General features: G+C 73.5%; 23 protein-coding genes. 11 read left to right on the plus strand and 12 right to left on the minus strand.

Features of this window, described 5'->3' with window-relative positions; all coding sequences use genetic code 11:
* Nucleotides 1-80 precede the first annotated feature (80 nt).
* Nucleotides 81-1,442 (plus strand): MFS transporter, encoded by a 1,362-nt coding sequence (locus CP973_RS13310; RefSeq protein WP_150240445.1) that lies wholly within the window; start codon nt 81-83, stop codon nt 1,440-1,442.
* 105 nt (nt 1,443-1,547) lie between these two features.
* Here CP973_RS13310 and CP973_RS13315 read toward each other — a convergent pair whose 3' ends face one another.
* The 3 genes from CP973_RS13315 to hmgA form a co-directional block, all read right to left on the minus strand.
* Nucleotides 1,548-2,420, minus strand: coding sequence for a poly-gamma-glutamate hydrolase family protein (locus CP973_RS13315; protein ID WP_150240447.1), 873 nt, complete (start codon nt 2,418-2,420; stop codon nt 1,548-1,550).
* A gap of 95 nt (nt 2,421-2,515) precedes the next feature.
* Complete coding sequence (locus CP973_RS13320) at nt 2,516-3,265, minus strand: GntR family transcriptional regulator (protein WP_150240449.1); 750 nt, start codon at nt 3,263-3,265, stop codon at nt 2,516-2,518.
* A 61-nt stretch (nt 3,266-3,326) separates the two neighbouring features.
* A complete protein-coding gene (hmgA, locus tag CP973_RS13325) occupies nt 3,327-4,652 on the minus strand; it encodes a homogentisate 1,2-dioxygenase (RefSeq protein WP_150240451.1) in 1,326 nt (441 codons plus the stop codon).
* A gap of 278 nt (nt 4,653-4,930) precedes the next feature.
* On the opposite strand from hmgA, the gene CP973_RS13330 reads away from it, so the two are divergent.
* From CP973_RS13330 to CP973_RS13345, 4 genes are all read left to right on the plus strand, one after another.
* Nucleotides 4,931-6,394: a CitMHS family transporter gene (locus tag CP973_RS13330; protein ID WP_150240453.1), complete on the plus strand. Its 1,464-nt coding sequence runs from the start codon at nt 4,931-4,933 to the stop codon at nt 6,392-6,394.
* 3 nt (nt 6,395-6,397) lie between these two features.
* The gene (locus CP973_RS13335; RefSeq protein ID WP_167538324.1) at nt 6,398-7,723 is read left to right on the plus strand and encodes an MFS transporter; all 1,326 of its coding nucleotides are present in this window, start codon (nt 6,398-6,400) and stop codon (nt 7,721-7,723) included.
* Between the two features lie 31 nt (nt 7,724-7,754).
* On the plus strand, nt 7,755-8,525 hold the full coding sequence (locus tag CP973_RS13340; protein WP_150240455.1) for a class I SAM-dependent methyltransferase: 771 nt from the start codon (nt 7,755-7,757) through the stop codon (nt 8,523-8,525).
* Nucleotides 8,526-8,663: 138 nt separating this feature from the next.
* Nucleotides 8,664-9,587 carry an NAD(P)-dependent oxidoreductase gene (locus CP973_RS13345; protein ID WP_150240457.1) on the plus strand — a complete coding sequence of 308 codons (924 nt, stop codon included), beginning with the start codon at nt 8,664-8,666 and terminating at the stop codon, nt 9,585-9,587.
* Nucleotides 9,588-9,662: 75 nt separating this feature from the next.
* Here the strand turns inward: CP973_RS13345 and CP973_RS13350 are convergent, their stop codons facing one another.
* Nucleotides 9,663-10,208, minus strand: a complete 546-nt coding sequence (locus CP973_RS13350; protein ID WP_150240459.1) for a hypothetical protein — start codon at nt 10,206-10,208, stop codon at nt 9,663-9,665.
* Between the two features lie 202 nt (nt 10,209-10,410).
* Between CP973_RS13350 and CP973_RS13355 the strand changes: the two genes are divergently transcribed.
* Together CP973_RS13355 and CP973_RS13360 are read left to right on the plus strand one after the other, a co-directional pair.
* Nucleotides 10,411-11,811, plus strand: a complete 1,401-nt coding sequence (locus tag CP973_RS13355) for an aldehyde dehydrogenase family protein (RefSeq protein WP_425282000.1) — start codon at nt 10,411-10,413, stop codon at nt 11,809-11,811.
* Nucleotides 11,812-11,937: 126 nt separating this feature from the next.
* Nucleotides 11,938-13,020, plus strand: a complete 1,083-nt coding sequence (locus CP973_RS13360; RefSeq protein WP_150240462.1) for a Zn-dependent alcohol dehydrogenase — start codon at nt 11,938-11,940, stop codon at nt 13,018-13,020.
* Nucleotides 13,021-13,258: 238 nt separating this feature from the next.
* Here CP973_RS13360 and CP973_RS13365 read toward each other — a convergent pair whose 3' ends face one another.
* The 5 genes from CP973_RS13365 to CP973_RS13385 form a co-directional block, all read right to left on the minus strand.
* Nucleotides 13,259-13,816 (minus strand): RICIN domain-containing protein, encoded by a 558-nt coding sequence (locus CP973_RS13365; RefSeq protein ID WP_167538325.1) that lies wholly within the window; start codon nt 13,814-13,816, stop codon nt 13,259-13,261.
* A 127-nt stretch (nt 13,817-13,943) separates the two neighbouring features.
* Nucleotides 13,944-14,495 (minus strand): RICIN domain-containing protein, encoded by a 552-nt coding sequence (locus CP973_RS13370; protein WP_167538326.1) that lies wholly within the window; start codon nt 14,493-14,495, stop codon nt 13,944-13,946.
* Nucleotides 14,496-14,536: 41 nt separating this feature from the next.
* Entirely contained in the window at nt 14,537-14,794 is a 258-nt protein-coding gene (locus CP973_RS13375; protein ID WP_150240468.1) for a hypothetical protein, read from the minus strand.
* A 375-nt stretch (nt 14,795-15,169) separates the two neighbouring features.
* Nucleotides 15,170-16,183, minus strand: coding sequence for an urea transporter (locus CP973_RS13380; protein ID WP_150240470.1), 1,014 nt, complete (start codon nt 16,181-16,183; stop codon nt 15,170-15,172).
* 84 nt (nt 16,184-16,267) lie between these two features.
* Complete coding sequence (locus CP973_RS13385; protein WP_150240471.1) at nt 16,268-16,912, minus strand: TetR/AcrR family transcriptional regulator; 645 nt, start codon at nt 16,910-16,912, stop codon at nt 16,268-16,270.
* Nucleotides 16,913-17,018: 106 nt separating this feature from the next.
* Here CP973_RS13385 and CP973_RS13390 point away from each other — a divergent pair, with 106 nt between their 5' ends.
* The 4 genes from CP973_RS13390 (at nt 17,019) to soxR (ending at nt 20,194) form a co-directional block, all read left to right on the plus strand.
* Complete coding sequence (locus CP973_RS13390) at nt 17,019-18,173, plus strand: acyl-CoA dehydrogenase family protein (protein WP_150240473.1); 1,155 nt, start codon at nt 17,019-17,021, stop codon at nt 18,171-18,173.
* Nucleotides 18,174-18,347: 174 nt separating this feature from the next.
* Entirely contained in the window at nt 18,348-18,977 is a 630-nt protein-coding gene (locus CP973_RS13395; RefSeq protein WP_150240475.1) for a TetR/AcrR family transcriptional regulator, read from the plus strand.
* Between the two features lie 125 nt (nt 18,978-19,102).
* Nucleotides 19,103-19,564 (plus strand): MaoC family dehydratase, encoded by a 462-nt coding sequence (locus tag CP973_RS13400; protein WP_030640002.1) that lies wholly within the window; start codon nt 19,103-19,105, stop codon nt 19,562-19,564.
* A gap of 75 nt (nt 19,565-19,639) precedes the next feature.
* Nucleotides 19,640-20,194, plus strand: coding sequence for a redox-sensitive transcriptional activator SoxR (soxR, locus tag CP973_RS13405; protein WP_244409458.1), 555 nt, complete (start codon nt 19,640-19,642; stop codon nt 20,192-20,194).
* 73 nt (nt 20,195-20,267) lie between these two features.
* Here the strand turns inward: soxR and CP973_RS13410 are convergent, their stop codons facing one another.
* From CP973_RS13410 to CP973_RS13415, 3 genes are read right to left on the minus strand one after another with little or no spacing between them, the layout of a single operon-like run.
* A complete protein-coding gene (locus tag CP973_RS13410) occupies nt 20,268-21,710 on the minus strand; it encodes an amidase (RefSeq protein ID WP_150240477.1) in 1,443 nt (480 codons plus the stop codon).
* Nucleotides 21,711-21,767: 57 nt separating this feature from the next.
* On the minus strand, nt 21,768-21,881 hold the full coding sequence (locus tag CP973_RS41755; RefSeq protein ID WP_003982118.1) for an MFS transporter small subunit: 114 nt from the start codon (nt 21,879-21,881) through the stop codon (nt 21,768-21,770).
* Nucleotides 21,878-23,341, minus strand: a complete 1,464-nt coding sequence (locus CP973_RS13415; protein ID WP_150240479.1) for an OFA family MFS transporter — start codon at nt 23,339-23,341, stop codon at nt 21,878-21,880. Before CP973_RS13415 ends, CP973_RS41755 begins: the two co-directional genes overlap by 4 nt.
* Nucleotides 23,342-23,423 lie beyond the last annotated feature (82 nt).

The following is a 23,423-nucleotide window of genomic DNA, read 5'->3' on the forward strand; positions in this document are numbered from 1 at the left end:
ACCGACGGGTACGGTCCTGGCCGTACGGCCGTGCCGTCACCGCACGCCCATGCCGCCGCCGTCCGCCGGGAGGAAGCGCCATGACCGCAACGCAGCTCACCGGGGTGCGGGCCGGGGCCCGGCTGGACCGGCTGCCGCCGTCGCGCTGGCACCGCCGGCTGACCCTGACCGTCGGCGTCGGCGCCTTCTTCGACCTCTACGAGATCTTCCTCGGCGGGGTGCTGGCCGCGGTGCTCGCCGAGCGGTGGCACCTGGACCACACCGCCAAGTCCTGGGTGATCGCCGCCGGGTTCCTCGGGATGTTCGTGGGCGCCACGGTGCTGTCGGTGCTCGCGGACCGGTTCGGGCGGCGCCGGATGTTCCTGGTCAATCTGGGCGCGTACTCGCTGTGTTCGCTGCTGGGCGCCTTCGCGCCGAACGCGGAGTGGCTGATCGCGCTGCGCTTCCTGGCCGGGCTCGGCCTGGGCGCCGAACTGGTGCTGGTGGACACCTACCTCGCCGAGTTCCTGCCGCGCGCCGTACGCGGCCGGTACATCGCCTGGGCCTACACCTTCGGCTTCTGCGGCGTGCCCGTGGCCGCCTTCGTGGGCGCCCGCCTGGTGGCCACCCGCGAGCTGTTCGGTGTCGAGGGCTGGCGCTGGCTGCTGGTGGCGGGCGCGCTGGGCGCGGCGTTCATCCAGCTCATGCGCGCCCGGCTGCCGGAGTCGCCGCGCTGGCTGGCCGTACACGGCCGGGAGGAGGAGGCGGCGAAGATCGTCACGGACATCGAGGAGCGGGTCGCGCGGGAGACCGGGGAGACGCTGCCGTCGGTCGCGGTGGCGGCGGAGGTGCCGCAGCGCCGTGTCCCGCTGGGCGAGATGTTCCGCGGTGACCACCGGCGCCGCACGGTCATGTGGTGGATCTTCCAGGTCCTCCAGACCGTCGGCTACTACGGGTTCGGCTCGCTGGCGCCGGTCGTGCTGACCGCCAAGGGCCACACCGTCACCACGTCGCTGAGCTACGCGGCCCTCAGCTTCTGCGGCTATCCGCTGGGCTCGGCGCTGTCCGTGCCGCTCATCGACCGGATCGAGCGCAAGACACTGATCATCGCCTCCGCGCTGGGCATGGCGGCGTGCGGCCTGGCCTTCGGCTTCGCCTCCGCGGGCTGGCTGATCGTGAGCGCCGGCTTCGCGCTGACCGTGTGCAGCAACGTCTTCTCCAACGCCTTCCACGTCTACCAGACCGAGCTCTTCCCGACCGGCCTGCGCAGCAGCGCCATCGGGATCGCCTACTCGCTGTCCCGGCTCACCTCGGTGATCCTGCCGTTCGTCGCGCTGACCGTGCTGGACGGGCTGGGGCCGGGCGCCGTCTTCATCGGTTCGGCCGCGCTGATGCTGCTGCTGTGCCTGGACGTGGCGCTGCTGGGGCCGCGCAGTACGGGGCGCAGCCTGGAACGGATCTGAGGGGCGTCCCCGCGGCAAGGCCGCCCGGCGCTCACGGTGGCGAGGGCGACGACCGCACCGGGCCCGGCCTTCCCTGGGGCCCGGTGCGTCCGCTCAGTGTGTCGCTCAGAGAATGACCTGGTCGGCGCCGGTCTCCAGTCGGGCGATCGCCTTGCGGCAGGCGCCGGCGAAGGCCTTGAACTCCGGCTTGGTGCTGTCGGCGCGCCCGGCCAGCGTGTCCGTGCCGAAGAAGGACTCGCGCAGCTCGGTGGTCAGTTCCAGCTGGCCGCCCTTGCGGAGCACGGTGCGGTTGCAGGGGTTGTCGGGGTCGACGCCGGCCAGGTCCGGGAAGTCGTCGCCGTCCACCGTCTTGAAGCCGGCGGCGCCCAGCTCTTCGTGCAGCAGCTTCTTGAAGGCGGCGTTCAGACCGCCGACGACGACCACCTTGGGGTCCTGGCCGCTGCGCACACCGGCCTGTTCGGCCTTGCAGCCGTGCAGGCTCAGGACGTTGAGGCTGGAGGTCGCCATGGCGATCGCGACGTGGTCGTCGCAGTTCTTCGCGGTGACGTGCAGTTCGCGGTTGCTGCCCAGGTTCATGCTGGGCAGCCGCAGCCCCTCGAACATCCAGTAGTCGTACACCGGCTCGCCCGGGAACAGCGGCTCCAGGGTGCCGGGGTGGTAGCCGGCTATGCCCAGGCACAGTTCGGAGGTGCCCTTCTCGATGGCGCCGCCGTGCAGGGCCATGACCGTCGTGCGGTGGTACGGGGGTCTCCCGCCCCGCTCGTTGTCGAACAGCTCGTGCCGTCTGTACCGGCGCGCGTACTGGATGCCCTCCTGACCGGAGAGATCCTTGTACATCAAGGTGTTGGTCTTGTACTTGTCCCCCTTGGACGTGGCATGGGCCTTGGCGGCCCCCAGGCCCGTCACGAGGGGAGTGCTGCTGACGGCCGCCGCGCCGAGGGCGGCGGTGAGGACAGTGCGACGATTGACAGGTGACATGTCGCACATCTTTGCCCGTCCCGTCCACGGCCTCCTCGGCGGGGTGGGGCATCGGCGGGCGGCGCGCCCCGTGAGCGCCCCGCCGGGGGCCCGGCTCAGTGCGCGTCCAGCGTCACCGTGAAGGAGAAACGGTCCCCCCGGTAGTGGATGCGGGCCACGTCCACCACCCGTCCGTCCTGGTCGTAGGTGATGCCCGTGTAGTGCAGGATCGGACTGAGCAGCGGGACCTGGAGCAGCCGGGCGGTCTCCGGGTCCGCCAGCCGGGCCTCGACCGTGTCGGTGATGCGGCTGATGGCCACGCCCACCGCGTCCCGCAGCACCTTCGTCATCGGCCAGCGCTCCAGGTCCGCGAGGTCCACGCGGGCGGCGACGTCCGGGTGGAGGAAGTTGACCGCGTGGTTGGTCGGCTCGCCGGTCTTCTCGTCGCTGCGCAGTCTGCGGTACGTGGCGACCTCCGCCAGGTCCGGGAAGTACTCCGCCAGCTCGGCCGGTACGGCGTCCGTCCCGTGGCCCAGCAGTTCGGTGCGCATACCGGACTGCTGGGCCACGATCGCGTCCACCGAGCCGAGCAGCCGCACGGGCGACCCGCGCCGCGCGCTCGGCTCGATGAACGTCCCGCGCCTGCGGTGCCGCGTGATCAGCCCCTCCGTCTCCAGTTCCTTGAGCGCCTGGCGCATGGTCAGCACGCTCACGCCGTAATGGGCGGCGAGCGCGTCCTCGGTCGGCAGGCGCAGCGGGGCGCCGGGGGAGCGGCCGAGTATGGACGCGCGCAGCGACTGCGAGACCTGGTACCACAGCGGCAGCTTGCGGTTCAGGTCCAGCGAGTCGGGGGCGAAGGTGGTCAAGGCGACTCCGTATCAGAGGCCGGGCGGTGTGCCGCCGGAGCCGGTGCCGGGGCACCGGCTCTCAGGGACGGAAGTGGCGCTCAAGACCTTGCCATACCCGGTCGTAGCCGCTCTGCAGGTGGTCGGCGCCCGCGGCCTGCCCGGTGAGGGTGACCGGCCAGCGGGTCTCGAACATGAAGGCCAGCCCGTCGTCGATCTTCTGCGGCTTGAGCTCGGCCGCGCTCGCCCGGTCGAAGGTCTCCCGGTCCGGGCCGTGCGCGGACATCATGTTGTGCAGCGAGCCGCCGCCCGGGACGAAGCCCTCCGCCTTGGCGTCGTAGGCGCCCTCGACCAGGCCCATGTACTCGCTCATCACGTTCCGGTGGAAGTACGGCGGCCGGAAGGTGTCCTCGCCGACCAGCCAGCGCGGCGCGAAGACCACGAAGTCCACGCCCGCCAGGCCCGGGGTGTCGGACGGCGAGGTCAGCACGGTGAAGACCGACGGGTCCGGGTGGTCGTAGCTGATCGAGCCGATGACGTTGAAGCGCCGCAGGTCGTAGACGTACGGGACGTGGTTGCCGTGCCAGGCCACGACGTCCAGCGGCGAGTGGCCGTAGGTCGCCTTCCAGAGGTTGCCGCAGAACTTGTTGACGACCTCGCAGGGGCCTTCCTCGTCCTCGTACGCGGCGGTCGGCGCCAGGAAGTCCCGCGCGTTCGCCAGGCCGTTGGCGCCGATCGGGCCGAGGTCGGGGAGCTGGAAGGGCTGCCCGTAGTTCTCGCAGACGTAGCCGCGGGCGGTGGCGTCGAGCAGTTCGACGCGGAAGCGGACGCCGCGCGGGATGAGCGCGACGTGCCCGGGTTCGGCGCGCAGCAGGCCCAGTTCGGTGCGGATCAGCAGGCCGCCGTGCTCGGGGACGATCAGCAGCTCGCCGTCCGCGTCGCTGAACACCCGCCGTTCCATGGAGGCGTTGGCGTGGTAGAGGTGGATGGCCATGCCGGTGCGCCGGCCGGCGTCGCCGTTGCCGCCCAGCGTCCACAGTCCGGCGAGGAAGTCGGTGGGCGCCTCGGGCGCGGGCAGCGGGTTCCAGCGCAGCCGGTTGGGGTCGGGCGCCGTCTCGGTGAAGGGCGCGCCCCGGAGGGCGCCGTTGTCCGCCCGCTCGAACGGCGGGTGGGCGGCGGACGGGCGGATGCGGTAGAGCCACGTCCGGCGGTTGCGGGCGCGCGGCTCGGTGAAGGCCGAACCGCTCAGCTGCTCCGCGTACAGCCCCAGGGGTGCGCGCTGGGGGGAGTTGCGGCCCACCGGCAGGGCGCCGGTGACCGCCTCCGAGCTGTGTTCGTTGCCGAAGCCCGAGGAGTACGCGAGCCCCTCGGCCGTCTTTCTCGCCCGCTCGCTGCCCGTGCCTGTCATCGCGCGCTCCCGCCGATCGAGGAATCCAGCAATCCTATGGAGGACCTTAGGATTGCGGCCCCGGCCCGTCAACGGAAACTCTCGGCCATGTGCGGCGCGCGCGGCGGAGGGGCCCGGCCCCGCGCGCGGCGCCGCGGCCTGGCCGTACGCCGCTTCCGCAGCCCCGTGTTTTGCTCGTATTGCTCACACGTCAAGACCTTGTTAACGAAAGTTTCGGCCACCTACCGTCGCTTCACCGCCGTCCCGGGCGTGTTCAAGGGCGAACGTGAGGTACCCCCATGCTGACAATCCTCGGATTCGTCATGATCGCCACCTTCCTGGTGCTGATCATGATGAAGAAGATGTCGCCGATGGCAGCGCTCATCCTGGTCCCGGCGCTGTTCTGCGTCCTGGTGGGCAAGGGGGCGCACCTCGGCGCATACGTCCTCAAGGGCGTGGGCGATCTGGCGCCCACCGCCGCGATGCTCATGTTCGCCATCATCTACTTCGGGGTGATGATCGACGTAGGGCTCTTCGACCCGGTCGTCCGGGCCATCCTGCGGTTCTGCAAGGCCGACCCGGTCCGCATCGTGGTCGGCACCGCGCTGCTCGCCGCGATCGTCTCCCTCGACGGCGACGGCTCCACCACCTTCATGATCACGGTGTCCGCGCTCTACCCGCTCTACCGCCGCCTGAAGATGAGCCTGGTGGTCATGACGGGCGTCGCCGCCACCGCCAACGGCGTGATGAACACCGTGCCCTGGGGCGGCCCGACCGCCCGCGCCGCCACCGCCCTCAAACTGGACGCCGGCGACATCTTCGTCCCCATGGTCCCGGCGCTGGCCACCGGCCTGGTCGCGGTCTTCCTGCTCGCGTACGTCCTCGGGCGCCGCGAGCGCAAGCGGCTGGGACTGCTCACGCTGGCCGGGGCCGGGGCCGAAACCGCGACGGAGCGGGCGGAGGAGCCGGTGCTCGCCGGGGCGGGCGGGGGCTTCGGGGCCCGGATGCGGACGACCGTGTTCCGTACGGTGTCGACGCGTACGGGCAAGGGCCGCGGCCCGACGGCGGGCGGCGGGACCGGAACCGGCGCCACCCCCGCCGAGCCCGCCCCCGCCGACGACTTCCAGGGCCTGGACCCGCACCGGCCGACGCTGCGCCCCGGGCTCTACTGGTTCAACGCCGCCCTCACCGTCGCGCTGCTGGTCCTGCTCGTCCTCCAGACGCTGCCCATCCCGGTGCTCTTCCTCCTGGGCGCCGCCCTCGCGCTGACCGTCAACTTCCCGCACATGGCCGACCAGAAGGCCCGCATCGCCGCGCACGCCGAGAACGTCCTGAACGTCTCCGGCATGGTCTTCGCCGCCGCCGTCTTCACCGGCGTGCTGACCGGCACCGGCATGGTCGAGCACATGGCCCGCTGGCTGGTCGACGGCATCCCGGACGGGCTCGGCCCGCACATGGGCATCGTCACCGGCGTCCTGAGCATCCCGCTCACGTACTTCATGTCCAACGACGGCTTCTACTTCGGCATCGTGCCGATCCTCGCCGAGGCGGGCGCCGCCCACGGCGTGGGTGCCCTGGAGATCGCCCGCGCCTCCCTCGTCGGCCAGGCGCTGCACATGTCCAGCCCGCTCGTCCCCGCCGTCTACGTGCTGGTCGGCATGGCGAAGGTGGAGTTCGGCGACCACACCCGGTTCACCGTGAAGTGGGCGGCGCTGACCTCCCTGGTGGTGCTCGCGGCCGGCCTGCTGTACGGGATCATCTGACCGGTGGGCACCGTGACGCCCGGCCGGGGCTGGCTGCTGCGCCTGGTCCTCACCTTCGCCTGCGCCCAGTCGGCGGTGAGCATGGCCCGGCCCGCCGTCTCCTACCGGGCGCTGGCGCTGGGCGCCGACGAACGGGCCATCGGCGTGATCACGGCGGTGTACGCGCTGCTGCCGCTGCTGGTGGCCGTACCGCTCGGCCGCCGCACCGACCACGGCCGCTGCGCGCCGCTGCTCGTCCTGGGCGTCGCCCTGATCACCGGCGGCTGCGCGCTGAGCGGTGTGGCGGGCTCGCTCCCGGCGATGGCCGCCTGGAGCGGGGTGATGGGCCTGGGCCACCTCTGCTTCGTCATCGGCGCCCAGTCCATCGTCGCGCGCCGCAGCGCCCCCGACGAACGCGACCGCAACTTCGGTCACTTCACCATCGGCGCCTCCCTCGGCCAGCTCATCGGCCCGGCCGCCGCCGGGCTGGTGGTCTCCGGACGCGACGGTGCGACGGCGTCCACCAGTACCACCGCGCTCCTGGTCGCCGGGGGCCTGGCCGCCGTCTCGTACGGGTCGCTGTGGCGGCTGGAGCACCGCGCGGCGACCCCCGGAGCCGCGCGGCCCGCCCGCGACCGTACGGAAGCGTCACCCCCTGCCTCCGTACGGGCCATCCTGCGCACCCGGGGCGTCGCGGCCGGCATCTTCATGAGCCTGGCGGTGCTCTCCGCGACCGACATCCTCACCGCCTACCTGCCCGTGATCGGGGAGGACCGGGGCATCGCACCCACCACGGTCGGGGTGCTGCTCAGCCTGCGCGCGGCGGCCACCATCGCCTGCCGGCTGGTCATGACGCCGATGATCCGCCTGCTCGGCCGCACCGCCCTGATGGCCGGCAGCTGCGCGCTGGCCGGACTCCTCTGCGCCGCACTGGCGTTGCCCGCACCGGTCTGGGCGCTCGCGTCGATGCTCACCGTCCTCGGCTTCTGCCTCGGCGTCGGCCAGCCGCTGTCCATGACCACGGTCGTCCAGGCCGCCCCGGAAGCCGCGCGCAGCACGGCGCTGGCGCTGCGCCTGACCGGCAACCGCCTCGGCCAGGTCGCGGCCCCCGCCACGGCGGGCCTGCTGGCCGGACTGGCCGGCACCGCCGCGCCGTTCGCGATGCTGGCCGTACTGCTGCTGGCCTCGGCGGCGACGGCGGTCCGGCCGGCGGGGAAGGGAGGCGGGGCGGCGCCCCCGAAAAGGGGCGGCGGCGACGCGGCGGCACCGTCCTCGGCCGCACGGCCCCGGCCCGCGCTCGGCGAGTCTCCCCGCCCCGGCCCCGACGGCGGAACGCGCGCCTCCCGGTGAAAGCCGGAATCCGCCGTACTACGGTGCCTCCATGGCGGACCCGTCGCTAGCCCGGTTCTTCGACCAACTCGCCGCGACCTACGACCTGCTGTACCCGGACTGGCCGGCCGCGGTGACCCAGCAGGGCCGCGCCCTCGACGCCCAGGTACGGGACGCGCTCGGGGACCGGCCGCACACCGTCCTCGACTGCGCCTGCGGCATCGGCACCCAGGCGATCGGCCTGGCGGCGGCCGGGCACGCCGTCATGGGAACCGACCTGAGCCCGGTCGCGGCGGCCCGCGCCGTCGCCGAGGCCGCCGCCCGCGGCCTGCGCCTGCCGGCGGCCGCCGCCGACATGCGCCGGCTGCCCTTCCACGACGCCCGGTTCGACGCGGTGGTGTGCGCCGACAACTCCCTGGCCCACCTGACCACGCCCGACGACGTGCGCCCGGCCCTCGCCGAAATGCGGCGGGTCCTGCGGCCCGGCGGTCAGCTCCTGCTCGGCATGCGCGCGTACGAGGACGCCCGCCGCGAGCGCCCCGAGGCGCTGCCCGCCCGCGTCACGCGTCTGCCGGACGGCGGCCGGGCGGTCACGCTGCAACTGTGGGAGTGGCACGAGGACGGCGAGCACTACGACTTCGACCTGATCCAGCTGCTGCCGCGCGGCGGCACCTGGGAGGTGCGCAGCCGGCGGACCACCTCGTGGGCCCTGACCAGGGAGCAGGTCAGCGGCTTCGTCACGGCCGCGGGGTTCGAACGCCTCGCGTGGCACGAACCGGCGGACAGCGGCTACTTCCAGCCGTTGCTGACGGCCCGGTGCTGAGCACCGGAGGCCCTTCCGGGAGTCCCCGAAGCGGACCCGAAGCAAACCCGAAGTGATCCATAAGCGCTGCTCGGCAGGGTGGTGACAGCACACGGGCCCGGCACCGGGCCGGCCCGCCGAACCGTTGGAGCGGCACCCATGAAGACCACCTCGACCACCCCCGCCACCCCGGCCGCCGACGCCGCGGGCAAGACCCCGGTGACCGTGCTCGGCCTCGGCGCGATGGGCCGGGCGCTGGCCGGCGCCTTCCTCAAGGCCGGACACCCCACGACCGTGTGGAACCGCTCGGAGCACAAGGCCGACGAGCTGGTCGCCCGCGGCGCCGTACGGGCCGGGAGCGTCGCCGAGGCGGTCACCGCCGGCCCGCTGACCGTCGTCTGCGTCGTCGATTACGAGGCCAGCCACCGCATCCTGGAGCCGGTCGGCGCCGACCTGGCCGGGCGGGTGCTGGTCAACCTGACCTCCGACACCCCGGAGCGCGCCCGGCGCGCCGCCGAGTGGGCCGCCGGACACGGTATCGACTACCTCGACGGGGCGATCATGGTGCCGACGCCGGTCATCGGCACACCCGGCGCCACGGTCCTCTACAGCGGCTCGCGGCGGGCCTTCGACACGTACGAGGAGACGCTGAAGGCGCTGGGCGGCGAGGCGCCCTTCCTCGGCACGGACCACGGCGTCGCCGCGGTGTACGACCTGGCGATGCTCAGCTTCTTCTACTCCGGCATGGCGGGCATCGCGCACGCCTTCACGCTGGCCGGGGAGGAGGGGGTCACCGCCCCGGCCCTGGCGCCGTTCCTGGACGTGATCACGGGCATCTTCCCGCCGATCGCGAAGGGCATGGCCGACGACCTCGTCGGCGGCCGGCTCGACGGCGCGGGGGAGGGCAACATCGTCATGGAGGCGGCGGGCATCGCGCACATCGTCGAGGCGTCGCGGGACCGCGGCGTCAACAGCGATGTGCTCGAAGCGCTCAAGGCGCTGATGGACTGTGCGATCGCGGCCGGGCACGGGGAGTCGGAGTTCGTGCGGGTGACGGAGGCGATGCGGGGGGCGTACGCCTGAGGCGCCGGCGCCCGCCCGGGACGCGCGGTGGCCGCCCGAGGTGCGCGGCTGTCGCCCGAGGTGTGCGGCGGCCGGTCAGCGGACGGCGGTCACCGGGATGTCGGCGGTTCCGGTGGTGCGGGTGAGGCGGATGTGCCAGCAGCCGGGGGTGGGGAAGCGCAGGCCGCTTCCCCACTCGTCGCCGGGGCGTCGGTAGCTGGAATCGCCGTGCGCTTCGAGCCGCTCGGGGCGCCGGGTGCGGCCGTCCGGGCCGATGAGGGTGAGGCGCAGCGGCCCCGTGCCGGTCACCCGCCAGACGATCTTGTAATCGTCGCGGGTGGTGAACGTCGCGGGCCCGCTCTCGCGGGTCTCCTGGAAGACCAGCCCCCACACCCGCAGGCCGCCGGTGCCTTCGGCGCGGAGTTCGCCGACGCCGCGGTAGGGGTGGAGGGACGCGGCCGGACGGCACCCGCCCGTACCGGTCGCCGTCGCCCGCGACGTGGCGGTCCCGGGCGGCCCGCCGCCCTTCGCCGCTTCCCCGCCCGAGTCGCATCCCGTCGTCAGCGACAGGGCGAGTACGGAGGCGAGCGGCGCCGCGTACCGGGTGGCGGGGGCGTGTGCGTACCGGGTCCGGCACCTCATGCGCGCAGCGTCGCTCCGCGACAGCGCCCGCCGCAAGGCGGGTTCGCGCCGTGGTCCGCAGGGGAGACCGCGGAGCAGGGTGGCCGGGGAGGGGGCTGGCGGCGGAAAACTACCGCCGCTAGTTTGGGGCGGGCGAGTACCTTCGGGGCTCACGGGACCGCAGGCGGCACGGGAGGGCGACAACGTGGAGCAGCACGACGCCATGTACATCGACGGACGCTGGCGGCCCGCCGCCGGGACGGACACCATCGAGGACGTCAACCCGGCCGACGAGCGGGTCATCGCCACCGTCCCGGCGGGCACCGCCGAGGACGTGGACGCGGCGGTACGGGCCGCCCGCGCCGCCCTGCCCGCCTGGTCCCGCACCGCGCCCGCCGAGCGCGCCGCCCGGCTGGCCACGCTGCGCGACCAGCTCGCCGGACGCGCCGGGGAGTTCGCCGGGACGATCACCGCCGAGCTGGGCGCGCCGCTCGCGTTCAGCAAGGCGGTACAGGCCGCCGTCCCGGTCGCGGTGTGCGGCTCGTACGCCGAACTGGCCGCCCGCCACCCCTTCGAGGAGAAGATCGGCACCTCCACCGTCCTGCACGAACCGGTCGGCGTCGTCGGTGCCATCACCCCCTGGAACTACCCGCTCCACCAGATCGTCGCCAAGGTCGCCCCGGCGCTGGCCGCGGGCTGCACCATCGTCCTCAAGCCCGCCGAGAACACCCCGCTGACCGCCCGGCTCTTCGCCGAGTGCGTGCACGCGGCCGGCGTGCCGGCCGGCGTCTTCAACATGGTCACCGGCCTGGGCCCGGTCGCGGGCCAGGCGCTGGCCGAGCACCCGGACGTGGACCTGGTCTCCTTCACCGGATCGACCGCAGTCGGCCGGAAGATCGGCGCCATCGCCGGTGCCGCCGTCAAGCGCTGCGCCCTCGAACTCGGCGGCAAGTCCGCCAACGTGGTGCTGCCCAGCGCCGACCTGGCCAAGGCGGTGGGCGTCGGCATCGCCAACGTCATGGCCAACTCCGGCCAGACGTGCAGCGCCTGGACCCGCGTACTGGTGCCCGCCGACCGGTACGACGAAGCCGTGGAACTGGCCGCCGCGGCCCTCGCCACGTACGTACCCGGCGACCCGCTGGACGGTGCCACCCGCCTCGGTCCGGTCGCCGGTGCCGCCCAGCGCGACCGCGTGCGCGGCTACATCGAGCGCGGCATCGAGGAGGGCGCCCGGGCCGTCGCGGGCGGCCCGGAAGCCCCCGAAGGGCGCGACCGCGGCTACTACGTCCGCCCGACGCTCTTCGCCGACGTCACACCCGGCATGGTCATCGCGCAGGAGGAGATCTTCGGCCCGGTCGTCGCCATGCTGCCGTACGGGGACGAGGACGAGGCCGTACGCATCGCCAACGGCACGGTCTACGGCCTGGCGGGCGCGGTCTGGGCCGGTGACGAGGACGAGGCGGTCGCCTTCGCGCGGCGCCTGGACACCGGCCAGGTCGACATCAACGGCGGGCGCTTCAACCCGCTCGCGCCGTTCGGCGGTTACAAGCAGTCCGGCATCGGCCGGGAACTGGGCCCGCACGGCCTGAGCGAATACCTCCAGACCAAGTCGCTTCAGCTCTGAGCGCCACGCTCGGCGCCTGTCCGCAGACGCCTGTCCGCAGGCAACTGCCTGTGGACGCCCGTCCGTAACCGTCCCGGCGCCGCCCCGCAGAAAGGGTGGGCCGGGAGAAGAGGGAGCCGCATCCGCATGACCCGTGCCGCCGTACTGACCGCCGTGGGCGCCCCCTTGGAGGTCGCCGAGATCGAATTGCCCGGTCCCGGGCCCGGGCAGGTGCGCGTCCGGCTCGCGGCGGCCGGCGTCTGCCACTCCGACCTGTCCCTGTCCGACGGAACGCTGCGGCAGCCCGTCCCCGCCGTCCTCGGACACGAGGGCGCGGGCACCGTCACCGCCGTCGGCGCGGGCGTCGACACCCACAAGCCGGGCGACCGGGTCGTCCTGAACTGGGCGCCGTCCTGCGGCGACTGCCACTTCTGCGGGCTGGGCGAACCCTGGCTGTGCGCCGACGCCGGGACAGCGGCCGGCACCCCGTACGCCAGGCTGGCGGCCGACGGCACCGACCTCTACCCGGGCCTGGGCACCGCCGTCTTCGCCGAGGAGACGGTCGTACCGGCCCACGCGGCGCTGCCGCTGCCGACCGGCATCCCGCTCACCGACGCGGCGCTGCTGGGCTGCGCCGTGCTGACCGGGTGGGGCGCCGTGCAGCACAGCGCGCGGGTACGGGCCGGGGAGTCGGTGGCGGTGTTCGGCGCGGGCGGCGTGGGCCTGGCCACCCTCCAGGCCGCACGGATCGCGGGCGCGGGCCCGATCGTGGCCGTCGACGTCTCCCCGGCGAAGGAAGAACTGGCCCGCGCCGCGGGCGCCACCGAGTTCCTGACCGCCTCCGACGACACCGCCAAACGCATCCGCCACCTCACCGGCGGGCACGGCGCGGACGTGGCGATCGAGTGCGTAGGCCGCGCGGAGACCATCCGTACGGCCTGGTCGTCCACCCGGCGCGGCGGCCGCACCACGGTCGTCGGCATCGGCGGCCAGGACCAGCAGGTCACGTTCTCCGCGCTGGAACTCTTCTACTTCGGCCGCACCCTCTCCGGCTGCGTCTACGGCAACAGCGACCCCGCCGCCGACCTGCCGCGCATCGCCGGACACGTACGCAGCGGCGCGCTCGACCTGTCCGGCATGGTCACCGACCGCATCTCCCTCGACGGCATTCCCGCCGCCTTCCAGGCGATGCGCGAGGGCAGGGGAGGCCGCGCCCTGGTCGTCTTCTGAGCCGGCGGGCCCGCCGTGCCAGGGTGGCGGCCGGAGACCGGCACCGCGTCCGGAGACCGGCACCGTGTCCCGTCCTGTCCCCGCGCCCGGCACGGACCCCCTGCGCACGGTCCTGCGGATCGACAGGAGACACGGAGGAAGGGCAGTGCCGTTTGCGCGGCACTGCCCTTTGGCGGCTATGGCCTTCGAAGGCTCACGAGGTCCCGTCCGCCGCCCTTCGCGCAGCGGGGCCGCGAGGTCACGCGACCGGCAGGAACTGCCAGAGCTGGGCCTCGGTCTGGTTGCAGTACCACTGCTGGGCCTTGGCGCCGTCGCCCTTCGCGGCGCCCTTGATGTCCAGGCACCGCTTCTCGTTCTCGACGTGCAGGGGGCGCAGCTGGTAGAGGTGCTTCACCGGGTCGACGAGGAAGAACCGCCAGCGCATGTTGGGGCTGCCGCTGCACGCCCACTGCTGGACGCGGGCTCCGGCCTGCTTGCCGCTGTTCTCGACCTCAAGGCACTTGTTGCTGGCCACGGCCCGCAGCTCGAAAGCGGAGTCCTCGACGGGAACCGCACGCCACTTCTGGTCGACGGTCGCGTTGCAGGTGTACTGCCGGACCTCCGCGCCGTTGTCCTTCTTTCCGTGGTCGAGGTCCAGGCACTTGCCGCTGTGCGCCACCTTCAGCTGTACGACCGTTCCCGCGGCGGGGGCGGCGGCGCGGGGCGCGGCCTGGTCGGCGTGGGCGGTGGTCACGCCGCCGGCCAGCGCGGCGATGCTGCCGGCGACGGCCAGCGCGGCTCGGATGCTCCGGGACATCGTGGGTTTCGTCTCCTCTGATAGTTGTCGGTGCCCGCAACATTCGGGCATTGCGCTCTGCCCGGCCGCGCGGAGCCGGTCACCGGGGGCCGGTTCCGCGCGTTCCGGGTGATGCCGGACGGAGTCCTCAGGCCTTGACCGGCAGGAGGCGCCACAGCTGGGCGTCGGTCCCGTTGCAGTACCAGCTCTGTGCGTTCGCGCCGTTGTCGGTCTTGGCGTGGTCGATGTCCAGGCAGCGGTCGGCGACGTGCGTGGGACGCAGCTCGTAGAGCTCCTTGGCCATGTCGACCATGTTCAGCTCCCACTGCATCTGGGGGTTTCCGGTGCACCACCACTGCTGGACGTTGGCACCGGCCTGCTTGCCGCTGTTCTCCACTTCGAGGCACTTGCCGCTGTGGCGGGCCCGCACCTCGAAGGCGCCTTCCCCGGTGGGCACCAGCTCGAAGACCTGGTTGTCCAGGTCGTCGGCGCAGGTCTGCTGCACCGCGTTGGCGCCGTTGGCGAAGCTGCCCTTGTTGATGGTGAGGCACTTGCCGGTGAGCGCGAGCTGCAACTGCACGCTGGTGGACGCGGCGGCGGCGCGGGGCGTGGCCTGGTCGGCGTGGGCGGTGGTCACGCCGCCGGCCAGCGCGGCGATGCTGCCGGCGACGGCCAGCGCGGCTCGGATGCTCCGAGACATCGTGGGGTTCCCTACTTCCTCAGTCAGTGACGTGGATGCGTTCATCGGGGGTGGTCAGCGCGCGAGGGGGTGCGGACCCGCCGCATCGCGTCCACGGCGACCGGGCGCTCGTCACGGGTGCCGGCACCGGCCGGCAGCGCCACCGCGCCCGGCGGTACGGCGGCGGCCGGCGCGGCCATGCCGGTGACGGCGGCCGAGGCGGTGGCTGTGACGGTCGCACGCGTGATGACCTGCCGCGTACGCGCGGAGGCGACATTGTTCGTGATCATTCCGGTGTGCAGGAGCCCCTCTAGTCCCACCGCACGGACGATCCGAGCATGTACATGGTGGATAGGGGTGAACTATTAACGACTCGCCAGTTAGCAGTCAAGTGGGGATGAGATGGGATTGATCCGCCATCAGTGCACCTTTTCGCCGGATCGTTGGGTTCCGGTGCTGCCGCTGTGATGAAGGTGGCGCTCATGGGGGCCGGTCGCGACGGTGTGATCACGGCGCGTTTTTTCCCGAACTGATCCGACTCGTACGGCAGTTGACGGGTGGGTGGCGCACAGAACCGCCGATGGGTCACCTCGCCGCAACGGGAGCACCGCCGCGAACCTGCCGTCGACGGAACGGTTGCGGACGGCATCGTCAGCCGGACCGGGTCCGCGCCAGTTCGGCAGGTCGGCCGCCGCTTACGGCGAACCGGCCTCCAGGCGCGGGAAGGCCCGCGCCGCCACTAGGAAGACGAGGGTGGTCAGGACGAACGGCCAGGTGAAGGCGTGGCCTCCGGAAGGGGCGGTGAGGGCGGTCAGTGCCGGGGTCAGGACGGTCGCGGCCGCCGCCCCGGCCACCGCGTACGCCGCGGTCCGGCGGCCGGCGGGCAGGAAGACGCCGCACAGCGCCATCGCGACCAGCACCGCGTTGTAGCCCGCCGCGCCGGAGGCGAGCTGTGCTGCCGGTGCGCCGAGTGCCCACGCGGTGGCGGTGCCGGTCGCGCTGCCGACGACCGCCATCACGCCCGCCGTGCGGCTCGCGGCGAAGACGCCGGCGAGGAAGAGCGCGCCGACGTACCACTGCGGCATGAAGAAGATCTGGGCCACGTTGGCGAGGAGGCCGTGCCACAGGTCGGTGAAGGCCGGGCCGGTGGGTGATCCGGCGGGCCGGGGGAGTGCCGCGGTGGGCCCGGCCCCGTGCCAGACGCGTGCGAAACCCGGTGCGGCGGTCGTCAGCGCGGTCGCCACCAGGCAGAACGGGAGGGTGAGCGTCGGCAGTTGCCAGGTGTCCAGTACGCGGGCGACGGCGGCGGTGACGACCGTGACCACCACGCTGCCGCCCGCCGCGAGCAGGGCCGTGGACGGGTGCCCGGGGCCGAGGAAGACGGCCGCGCCGACCGCCACCAGGCACGCGTTGAAGCCTTCCAGGCCCGCGGCGATCCGGTCGCGGGCCACGCCGAGCAGGTGGGCCGTGGCGGTGCCCGTCGCGGTGCCCAGGAGCCCGTACAGGCCGTACGCCCAGCCCGCGGCGAACAGCGCGACCGAGAAGAACGCGCCGGTGACCGCGCTCGGCAGGAAGTCGACCTGGGCCTGGCCGCGCAGGACGTGGCGAAGAAGCCGTATCCAGGGGCGCCCTGTCCAAGGGGGCCGAGCTGAGGCGCGCCGGGTCCAGGAGGCGGTCCGGTCCCTCAGCGTGGCGATCGGGTCTCGCACGTCGTCTCCCCTCAGGCAGCCGGAGCACGCCGTCGGGCCGTACGCGCTCCGCACCGGGACCACCCGGGCGGATGCACCTTACAGCTACTTCTGTGACGGGGCCGTGTCCGGGTGCCGCAGCGCCAGCCCGTCGACCAGCGCCAGCAGTCCCGTCTCGAACGCCCCCTCGTCGACCCGCTGCTGGTGCTCCGCCAGCAGGTGCGCCTGGCCCAGGTGCGGGTAGTCGGCCGGGTCGTACGCGCTCGGGTCGGCCACGAAGCCGCGCGCGAAGGAGGCCAGCGCGGAGCCCGCGACGAAGTAGCGGACCATGGCGCAGATCCTGGTGGCCTGGGCGGGCGGCCAGCCGGCCTCCACCATGCCGCCGAACGCCGCGTCGGCCATCTTCAGGCCGGCCGGGCGGCGGCCGGGGCCCTGGGCGAGGAAGGGCACGATGTTCGGGTGCGCGGCGAGGGCCGCGCGGTAGGAGCGGGCCCAGGCCAGCAGCCCGGTCCGCCAGTCGGCGCCCGCGCCGAAGGCCGACACGTCCACCTCGGAGATCACCGTGTCGGCGACCGCGTCCAGGATCTCGTCCTTGGTCGTGAAGTGGTTGTACAGGGACGGCCCGCTGACGCCCAGCTCGGCGGCGAGCCGCCGGGTGGACAGTGCCGTCAGGCCCTCCGCGTCGATGAGCGCGAGCGCCGTGGTGACGATGCGCTCCCGGCTCAGGAGGGGCTTGCGGGGTCGGGCCATGCCGCACATAGTAGAGGCCGCCGCCCGAAAACTAGCAGTGGTAGTTAAGGGGGCGGACGGCTGCACCGGGCGGCCCGGCGGCCGTCCTCCGCCGCGAGGGGCCTTCATGAACCTGGAGCTGAGCGAGGAGCAGGCTGCCGTCCGGCAGCTCGCCGAGGACTTCGTCGACCGCGAGATCGTGCCGCACGCCGCCGCCTGGGACCGCGCCGAGCGGGTCGACCGGGCCGTGGTGAAGAAGCTGGGCGAGCTGGGCTTCCTCGGCCTGACCGTCCCCGAGGAGTACGGCGGCTCGGGCGGCGATCACCTCGCCTACGCGCTGGTGACCGAGGAACTGGGCCGCGGCGACTCCGCGGTGCGCGGCATCGTCTCCGTATCGCTGGGCCTGGTCGCCAAGACCATCGCGGCCTGGGGCGACGAGGACCAGAAGCGGCGCTGGCTGCCCCCGCTCACCTCCGGCGAGGCCGTCGGCTGCTTCGGCCTCACCGAGCCCGGCACCGGCTCGGACGCGGGCAGCCTGGCGACCCGCGCCGTACGGGACGGTGACGGCTCGTACGTGATCAACGGCAGCAAGATGTTCATCACCAACGGCACCTGGGCCGACGTGGTGCTGCTCTTCGCGCGCACCGGCGACGCGCCGGGGCACAAGGGCGTCAGCGCCTTCCTCGTCCCCGCGGACACGCCCGGCCTGGAGCGCCGGGAGATCCACGGCAAGCTGGGGCTGCGCGGCCAGGCCACCGCCGAGCTGGTGCTCCAGGACGTGCGGGTGCCCGCCGACGCGATGCTGGCCCCGGAGGGCAAGGGGTTCTCCGTCGCGATGTCGGCCCTGGCCAAGGGCCGGATGTCGGTCGCCGCGGGCTGTGTCGGCATCGCCCGGGCGGCCCTGGACGCCGCCGTCGGGTACGCCACCGAGCGCGAGCAGTTCGGCCGGACCATCGCCCACCATCAGCTCGTACAGGAGCTGATCAGCGACATCGCCGTGGACGTGGACGCCGCGCGCCTGCTGACCTGGCGGGTCGCCGACCTGATCGACCGCGGTGAGCCGTTCGCCACCGAGGCGTCCAAGGCGAAGCTGTTCGCGTCCGAGGCGGCGGTGCGCGCCGCGAACAACGCGCTCCAGGTCTTCGGCGGCTACGGCTACATCGACGAGTACCCGGTCGGCAAGCTGCTGCGGGACGCCCGGGTGATGACGCTGTACGAGGGCACCAGCCAGATACAGAAGCTGGTCATCGGGCGGGCGCTGACGGGGGTGTCGGCGTTCTGAGACGGCCGGGCCGGGCGTTCTGGGACGGACAGGTCGGCGTACTGAGGCGGCCGGGTCCGGGCTTCCCGGGGCGGACGTGCCGCACCACGCGGCCCTAAGCGCTTGCTCACCGGCGCGGTAAGGTGTTCGGTCCGTCGCGGAGAGTCCGTGGCGGACCGAGGATCGGGGTGCGCGATGGTCACGGAGGCGGAGCGGGCGGACGGCCCGGCGGAGGACTGGGCCGACGTGTCCCCGGAGGCGGCCCGCCGCCTGGTCCGTGCCGCCGTCCAGGCATTCGCCGAGCGCGGCTACCACGCCACCACCACCCGCGACATCGCGGGCCGCGCCGGCATGAGCCCCGCCGCGCTCTACATCCACTACAGGACCAAGGAAGAGCTGCTCTACCGGATCAGCGGCGTCGGCCACGAGAAGGCCCTGCGGATCATGGAGGAGGCGGCCGCCGTCGAGGGCGGCCCCACCGAGCGGCTCCGCGCCGCCGTCCGCGCCTTCGCGTGCTGGCACGCGCGGCACCACACCACCGCCCGGGTCATCCAGTACGAACTCCAGGCGCTCAGCGAGGAGCACTACACCGAGATCGCCGACCTGCGGCGCCGTACCGACCGCTCGCTGCGCGGCATCCTCCAGGACGGCGCGGACGCGGGGGAGTTCACCGTCGGCGACGTGCCGGGCACCACCCTCGCGGTGCTGTCGCTGTGCGTGGACGTGGCCCGCTGGTTCTCCGCGGAGGGCGCCCGTACGCCCGAGGAGGTGGGCGATCTGTACGCCGATCTCGTGCTGCGCATGGTGGGCGCGCGGCGTCCGTGAACCCGTCCGGCCGGGCGCCGGCCGGGCATTGACAGCTCCCGGGGCCGCTGAGCATGCTGAGCAAGCGCTTGGTCGACGACGGCACGGTCCGCGCCCGCCCGCGCGGCCTGAGGAGGCATACGGACATGGCACAGCCCCGGGTGTTCGGCTCGCTCGACGAGCTGCGGAACGCGGTCGGCGAGGACCTCGGCACCAGCGACTGGCTGGAGATCGACCAGAAGCGGATCGACCTGTTCGCGGACGCCACCGGCGACCACCAGTGGATCCACGTCGACCCCGAGCGGGCCGCGGCCGGGCCGTTCGGCGCCACGATCGCGCACGGCTATCTGACGCTGGCGCTGCTGCCCGCGCTCGTACCGCAGCTGCTGCGCGTCGACAACGTCAAGATGGGCATCAACTACGGCGTCAACAAGGTCCGCTTCCCCGCTCCCGTCCCGGTCGGCTCGCGGCTGCGGGCCACCGCCCGGATCGCGGACGTGACGGAGGTGACCGGCGGCGTGCAGCTCGCGACGGCGGTGACGGTCGAACGCGAGGGCGGCGACAAGCCGGTGTGCGTGGCCGAGACGCTCAGCCGCTTCCTCCTGTGACGGAGCGCCGTGCGCGGCCTCGCCCACGGCACATCCCCGCAGCCCACCGCGCGTGCCCACGGATAGGGTTGTGCCGTGCCCCAGCTTCCTTTCAAGGTCCACGAACTCACCGTCGGCCAGCTTTCCGCGCGGAGCGGCGCGGCGGTGTCCGCCCTGCACTTCTACGAGTCCAAGGGGCTGATCAGCAGCACCCGTACGGCCGGCAACCAGCGCCGCTACACCCGTGACGCGCTGCGCCGGGTCGCCTTCGTACGCGCCGCCCAGCGGGTCGGCATCCCGCTCGCGGTGATCCGCGACGCGCTCGCCGAACTGCCCGACGGGCGCACCCCCAACCGGGAGGACTGGGCCCGGCTCTCCGAGGTCTGGCGCGGCGAGCTGGACGAGCGCATCAGCCAGCTCGTCGAGCTGCGCGACCGGCTGACCGACTGCATCGGCTGCGGCTGCCTCTCCCTCCAGAAGTGCGCGCTGTCCAACCCCTACGACGAACTCGGCGCGCAGGGGCCGGGCGCGCGGCGGCTGCGCGTGGACCGGGGCGGCGGGCCGGCCCGGACGGGCGCGGCCGCGCCCGGTACCGCTACCCGCACCGGCACCGGTACCGACGCGTCGGACGAGTGCGGCGCGGACTGCTAGGGCTCACCCTGCCTCCGGCTCGGGCGGACGGCTGCGCCTCACCGAACTTCCGGCTCGGGTGGCCGGCCGAGCCTTACCAGACCTCCGGCTTGCGGTGCGCCCACGGCCGGGCCCGCTCCAACTGCGCCGAGAGCGCGACCAGCGTCGCGTCCTCCCCGTACCGCCCGCCCAGCATGACGCCGATCGGCAGACCGGCCGCGTTCCAGTGCAGCGGCACGCTCACCGCGGGCTGGCCGGTGGCGTTGTAGAGCGGCGTGAACGGGGTGAAGGCGCCGACCGCGGCGAACTCGGCCTTCGGGTCCGCGTCGTTGCGCAGCTCGCCCACGCGCGGCGGCGGCGTCGCGACCGTCGGCGTCAGCACCACGTCGAACCCGCCGTCCCGCGCCATCACCCCGTCGGCGATCAGCTGCCCCAGCATCCGGAACGCGTACAGCGCGCGGGCGTATTCGACTCCCGGGATCTCCGCGCCGCGCCCGCGCAGATAGCGGGTCAGCGGCAGCAGCTCCGCCTCGCGCTCCGGCGGCACCGGGCGGCCGGCGGCGATCACCGACCAGACGCGGGTGAAGGCGAGGCGGTAGCTGTCGTCGGCGGGCAGGGCCAGCGCGTCGACCTCGTGTCCGAGGTCCGCGAGGAGCGCGGCCGTCTCCGTGACGGCGGCCCGGCAGTCCGGGTGCACCTCGACGCCGGGGAAGGGCACGTCGGTCAGCCAGCCCACGCGCAGCCGCCCCGGGTCGCGCAGGGCGCAGGCCGCGTACGTCTCGCCGGGCGGCAGTGCGGGCGCCGCGAACGGGTCGCCGGGCATCGGGCCGGCCATCGCGTCCAGCAGCGCGGCGGCGTCCGCGACCGTACGGGCGAGCGGGCCCGCCGTACCCAGGCCGGAGACGTCGTGGAGCAGCGGTCCCGAGCTGATCAGGCCGCGGCTCGGCTTGATGCCGTACAGGCCGCAGAGCGCGGCGGGGATACGGATCGAGCCGCCGCCGTCGCTGCCGTGCGCCACGGGAGCCAGCCCGCCGGCCACCGCCGCGGCGGCCCCGCCGCTCGAACCGCCCGCCGTACGCTCCAGGTCCCAGGGGGTGCGGGCGGGCGGCGCGAGGAGGTTCTCCGTGTAGCAGGGCAGGCCGAATTCGGGGGTGTTGGTCTTGCCGAGCAGGATCGTGCCCGCCCGGCGCAGCTTGGTGACGACATGGTCGTCCCGCTCCGGCACCAGGTCGGCGAACGCCCGCGAGCCCATCGTGCAGCGCACCCCGGCGACCTGGGTCAGGTCCTTGACCGGCACCGGGACCCCGAACAGCGGCGGAAGTTCCCGGCCCTCGCGGCGCGCCGCGGTGGCCTCGTCCTCCGCCGCGGCCGCCTGCTTGCGGGCGATGCCGGGGGTACGGGTGAGATACGCGCCGAGCCTGCTGTCCAGGTCCTCGGCGCGGGCGAGGTAGTGCTCGGTGATCTCGACGGGGGACAGTTCGCCGGTCCGTACTCCGGCGGCCTGTTCCAGGGCGGTCAGATCGTGCAGTTCGGCCATGCGGGTCCGCCTTCGGTGCGCTGTGGGGGCCGGTCCGGGCGGACCGGCGGTGCTGGGTCAGCCCGTGAAGAGTTGTCTCAGCTTCAGGGCCAGTTCGTAAAGGCCGTACCCGAACGGGAGGCCGACCCACAGCCAGGCCACGACGAGCAGGGCGGTGCGGCGGGCGGTCATGAGGCGGCTCCTTTCGGGGCGGTGCGGGAGGCGGCCCGGGCCCCGTCCGGCGGTGGTTCGTGGTACCGGGGATGCACGGGCCGCACCAGCTCGTTGGCGGCGAACCCGGCGACGAGCAGGCCGATCATGAGGAAGAAGGAGGTCGTGTACAGCTCGGGGCCGGTGTGCCCGGCGGACCTGCGGGCGTCGGCGACGGCGTTGACGATCAGCGGCCCGAGGACGCCCGCGGTGGACCACGCGGTGAGCAGCCGGCCGTGGATCGCGCCCACCTGGTACGCACCGAACAGGTCCTTCAGATAGGCGGGCACGGTGGCGAACCCGCCCCCGTAGAACGAGAGCAGCACCGCGGCGCATCCGATGAACAAGGGCTTGGACGCGTCGCCCGCCAGTGCGATCAGCAGGTACATCAGCGCGCCCACGCCCAGGTAGAGGCGGTAGACGTGCTTCCGTCCGACCAGGTCGGAGGTGGCCGACCAGACGATCCGGCCGAGCATGTTGGCCAGCGACAGCAGGCCGACGAAGCCCGCGGCGGCCGACGCGCTCACCGGCGCCGGGCCGCGCGCGAAGAAGTCGGTGACCATCGGCGCCGCCTTCTCCAGGATGCCGATGCCCGCCGTGACGTTCGTGCACAGCACCACCCACAGACACCAGAACTGCGGGGTGCGCAGGGCGTTACGGGCGGACACCCGCGCGGCGGTGACCGGCGGCCGGGCCGCGGCCGGGGCCCCGGCGTCAGGGACTTCCGCAACGGGAACTTCCGCGTCGGGGGCTTCCGCACCGGGGACTTCAACATCGGGGGCTTCCGCATCGGAAACCGCACCGTCGCGGACTCCCGCTTCGGCGGGCGGCACCCGTACGAGCAGTACGCCGAGCGTCATGAAGACCGCGTACGCCAGCCCCATCACCAGGAAGGTGCGGGCGATCCCGGCCGGGTCCGTGCCCAGCGCGCCCAGCAGCCAGGCCGACCAGGGCGAGGCGATCAGGGCGCCGCCGCCGAAGCCCATGATGGCGATGCCGGTGGCCGTGCCCGGACGGTCCGGGAACCACTTGATGAGCGTGGAGACGGGGGAGATGTAGCCGATGCCCAGGCCGATGCCGCCGATCAGTCCGTAGCCGAGGACGATCAGCCAGTACTGCCGGGTGGCCGCACCGAGCGCCGCCACCAGGAAGCCCGACGAGAAGCAGACCGCCGAGACGGCCATCGCCCAGCGGGGGCCGTTGCGTTCGACGAGGGTGCCGCCGAACGCGGCGGACAGCCCCAGCATGACGATGGCCAGCTGGAAGGGGAGCGCGGAGGCCGTCCCGGACAGGCCCAGCGCGGCCTCCAGAGGCGGCTTGAACACGCTCCACGCGTACGCCTGCCCGATGGCGAGGTGGATCGACAGCGCCGCGGGCGGCACGAGCAGGCGGCTCCAGCCCGGCGGCGCGACGACGGTACGGGTACGGCCGGACGCACGCATGAGGCGGAACGTACAGCGTTCACCTACTTCCGGGAAGTACGCCCGCACCGCGTCCGCGCCGCGCCCGGATCGCTCCCGCCGC

Origin of the sequence: Streptomyces albofaciens JCM 4342 (assembly GCF_008634025.1) — a bacterium.
Lineage (GTDB): Bacteria > Actinomycetota > Actinomycetes > Streptomycetales > Streptomycetaceae > Streptomyces > Streptomyces albofaciens.

Excerpts from the sequence above, each read along its gene's own strand:
- CP973_RS13395 (WP_150240475.1), top strand. The coding sequence starts at position 18,348 with ATGGTCACGGAGGCGGAGCGGGCGGACGGCCCGGCGGAGGACTGGGCC.
- CP973_RS13385 (WP_150240471.1), bottom strand. The coding sequence starts at position 16,912 with ATGGCCCGACCCCGCAAGCCCCTCCTGAGCCGGGAGCGCATCGTCACC.
- CP973_RS13400 (WP_030640002.1), top strand. The coding sequence starts at position 19,103 with ATGGCACAGCCCCGGGTGTTCGGCTCGCTCGACGAGCTGCGGAACGCG.
- CP973_RS13415 (WP_150240479.1), bottom strand. The coding sequence starts at position 23,341 with ATGCGTGCGTCCGGCCGTACCCGTACCGTCGTCGCGCCGCCGGGCTGG.
- CP973_RS13330 (WP_150240453.1), top strand. The coding sequence starts at position 4,931 with ATGCTGACAATCCTCGGATTCGTCATGATCGCCACCTTCCTGGTGCTG.
- CP973_RS13360 (WP_150240462.1), top strand. The coding sequence starts at position 11,938 with ATGACCCGTGCCGCCGTACTGACCGCCGTGGGCGCCCCCTTGGAGGTC.
- CP973_RS13345 (WP_150240457.1), top strand. The coding sequence starts at position 8,664 with ATGAAGACCACCTCGACCACCCCCGCCACCCCGGCCGCCGACGCCGCG.
- CP973_RS13410 (WP_150240477.1), bottom strand. The coding sequence starts at position 21,710 with ATGGCCGAACTGCACGATCTGACCGCCCTGGAACAGGCCGCCGGAGTA.
- CP973_RS13355 (WP_425282000.1), top strand. The coding sequence starts at position 10,411 with ATGTACATCGACGGACGCTGGCGGCCCGCCGCCGGGACGGACACCATC.
- CP973_RS13340 (WP_150240455.1), top strand. The coding sequence starts at position 7,755 with ATGGCGGACCCGTCGCTAGCCCGGTTCTTCGACCAACTCGCCGCGACC.
- CP973_RS13370 (WP_167538326.1), bottom strand. The coding sequence starts at position 14,495 with ATGTCTCGGAGCATCCGAGCCGCGCTGGCCGTCGCCGGCAGCATCGCC.
- CP973_RS13365 (WP_167538325.1), bottom strand. The coding sequence starts at position 13,816 with ATGTCCCGGAGCATCCGAGCCGCGCTGGCCGTCGCCGGCAGCATCGCC.
- CP973_RS13390 (WP_150240473.1), top strand. The coding sequence starts at position 17,019 with ATGAACCTGGAGCTGAGCGAGGAGCAGGCTGCCGTCCGGCAGCTCGCC.
- CP973_RS13310 (WP_150240445.1), top strand. The coding sequence starts at position 81 with ATGACCGCAACGCAGCTCACCGGGGTGCGGGCCGGGGCCCGGCTGGAC.
- CP973_RS13315 (WP_150240447.1), bottom strand. The coding sequence starts at position 2,420 with ATGTCACCTGTCAATCGTCGCACTGTCCTCACCGCCGCCCTCGGCGCG.
- CP973_RS13350 (WP_150240459.1), bottom strand. The coding sequence starts at position 10,208 with ATGAGGTGCCGGACCCGGTACGCACACGCCCCCGCCACCCGGTACGCG.
- hmgA (WP_150240451.1), bottom strand. The coding sequence starts at position 4,652 with ATGACAGGCACGGGCAGCGAGCGGGCGAGAAAGACGGCCGAGGGGCTC.
- CP973_RS41755 (WP_003982118.1), bottom strand. The coding sequence starts at position 21,881 with ATGACCGCCCGCCGCACCGCCCTGCTCGTCGTGGCCTGGCTGTGGGTC.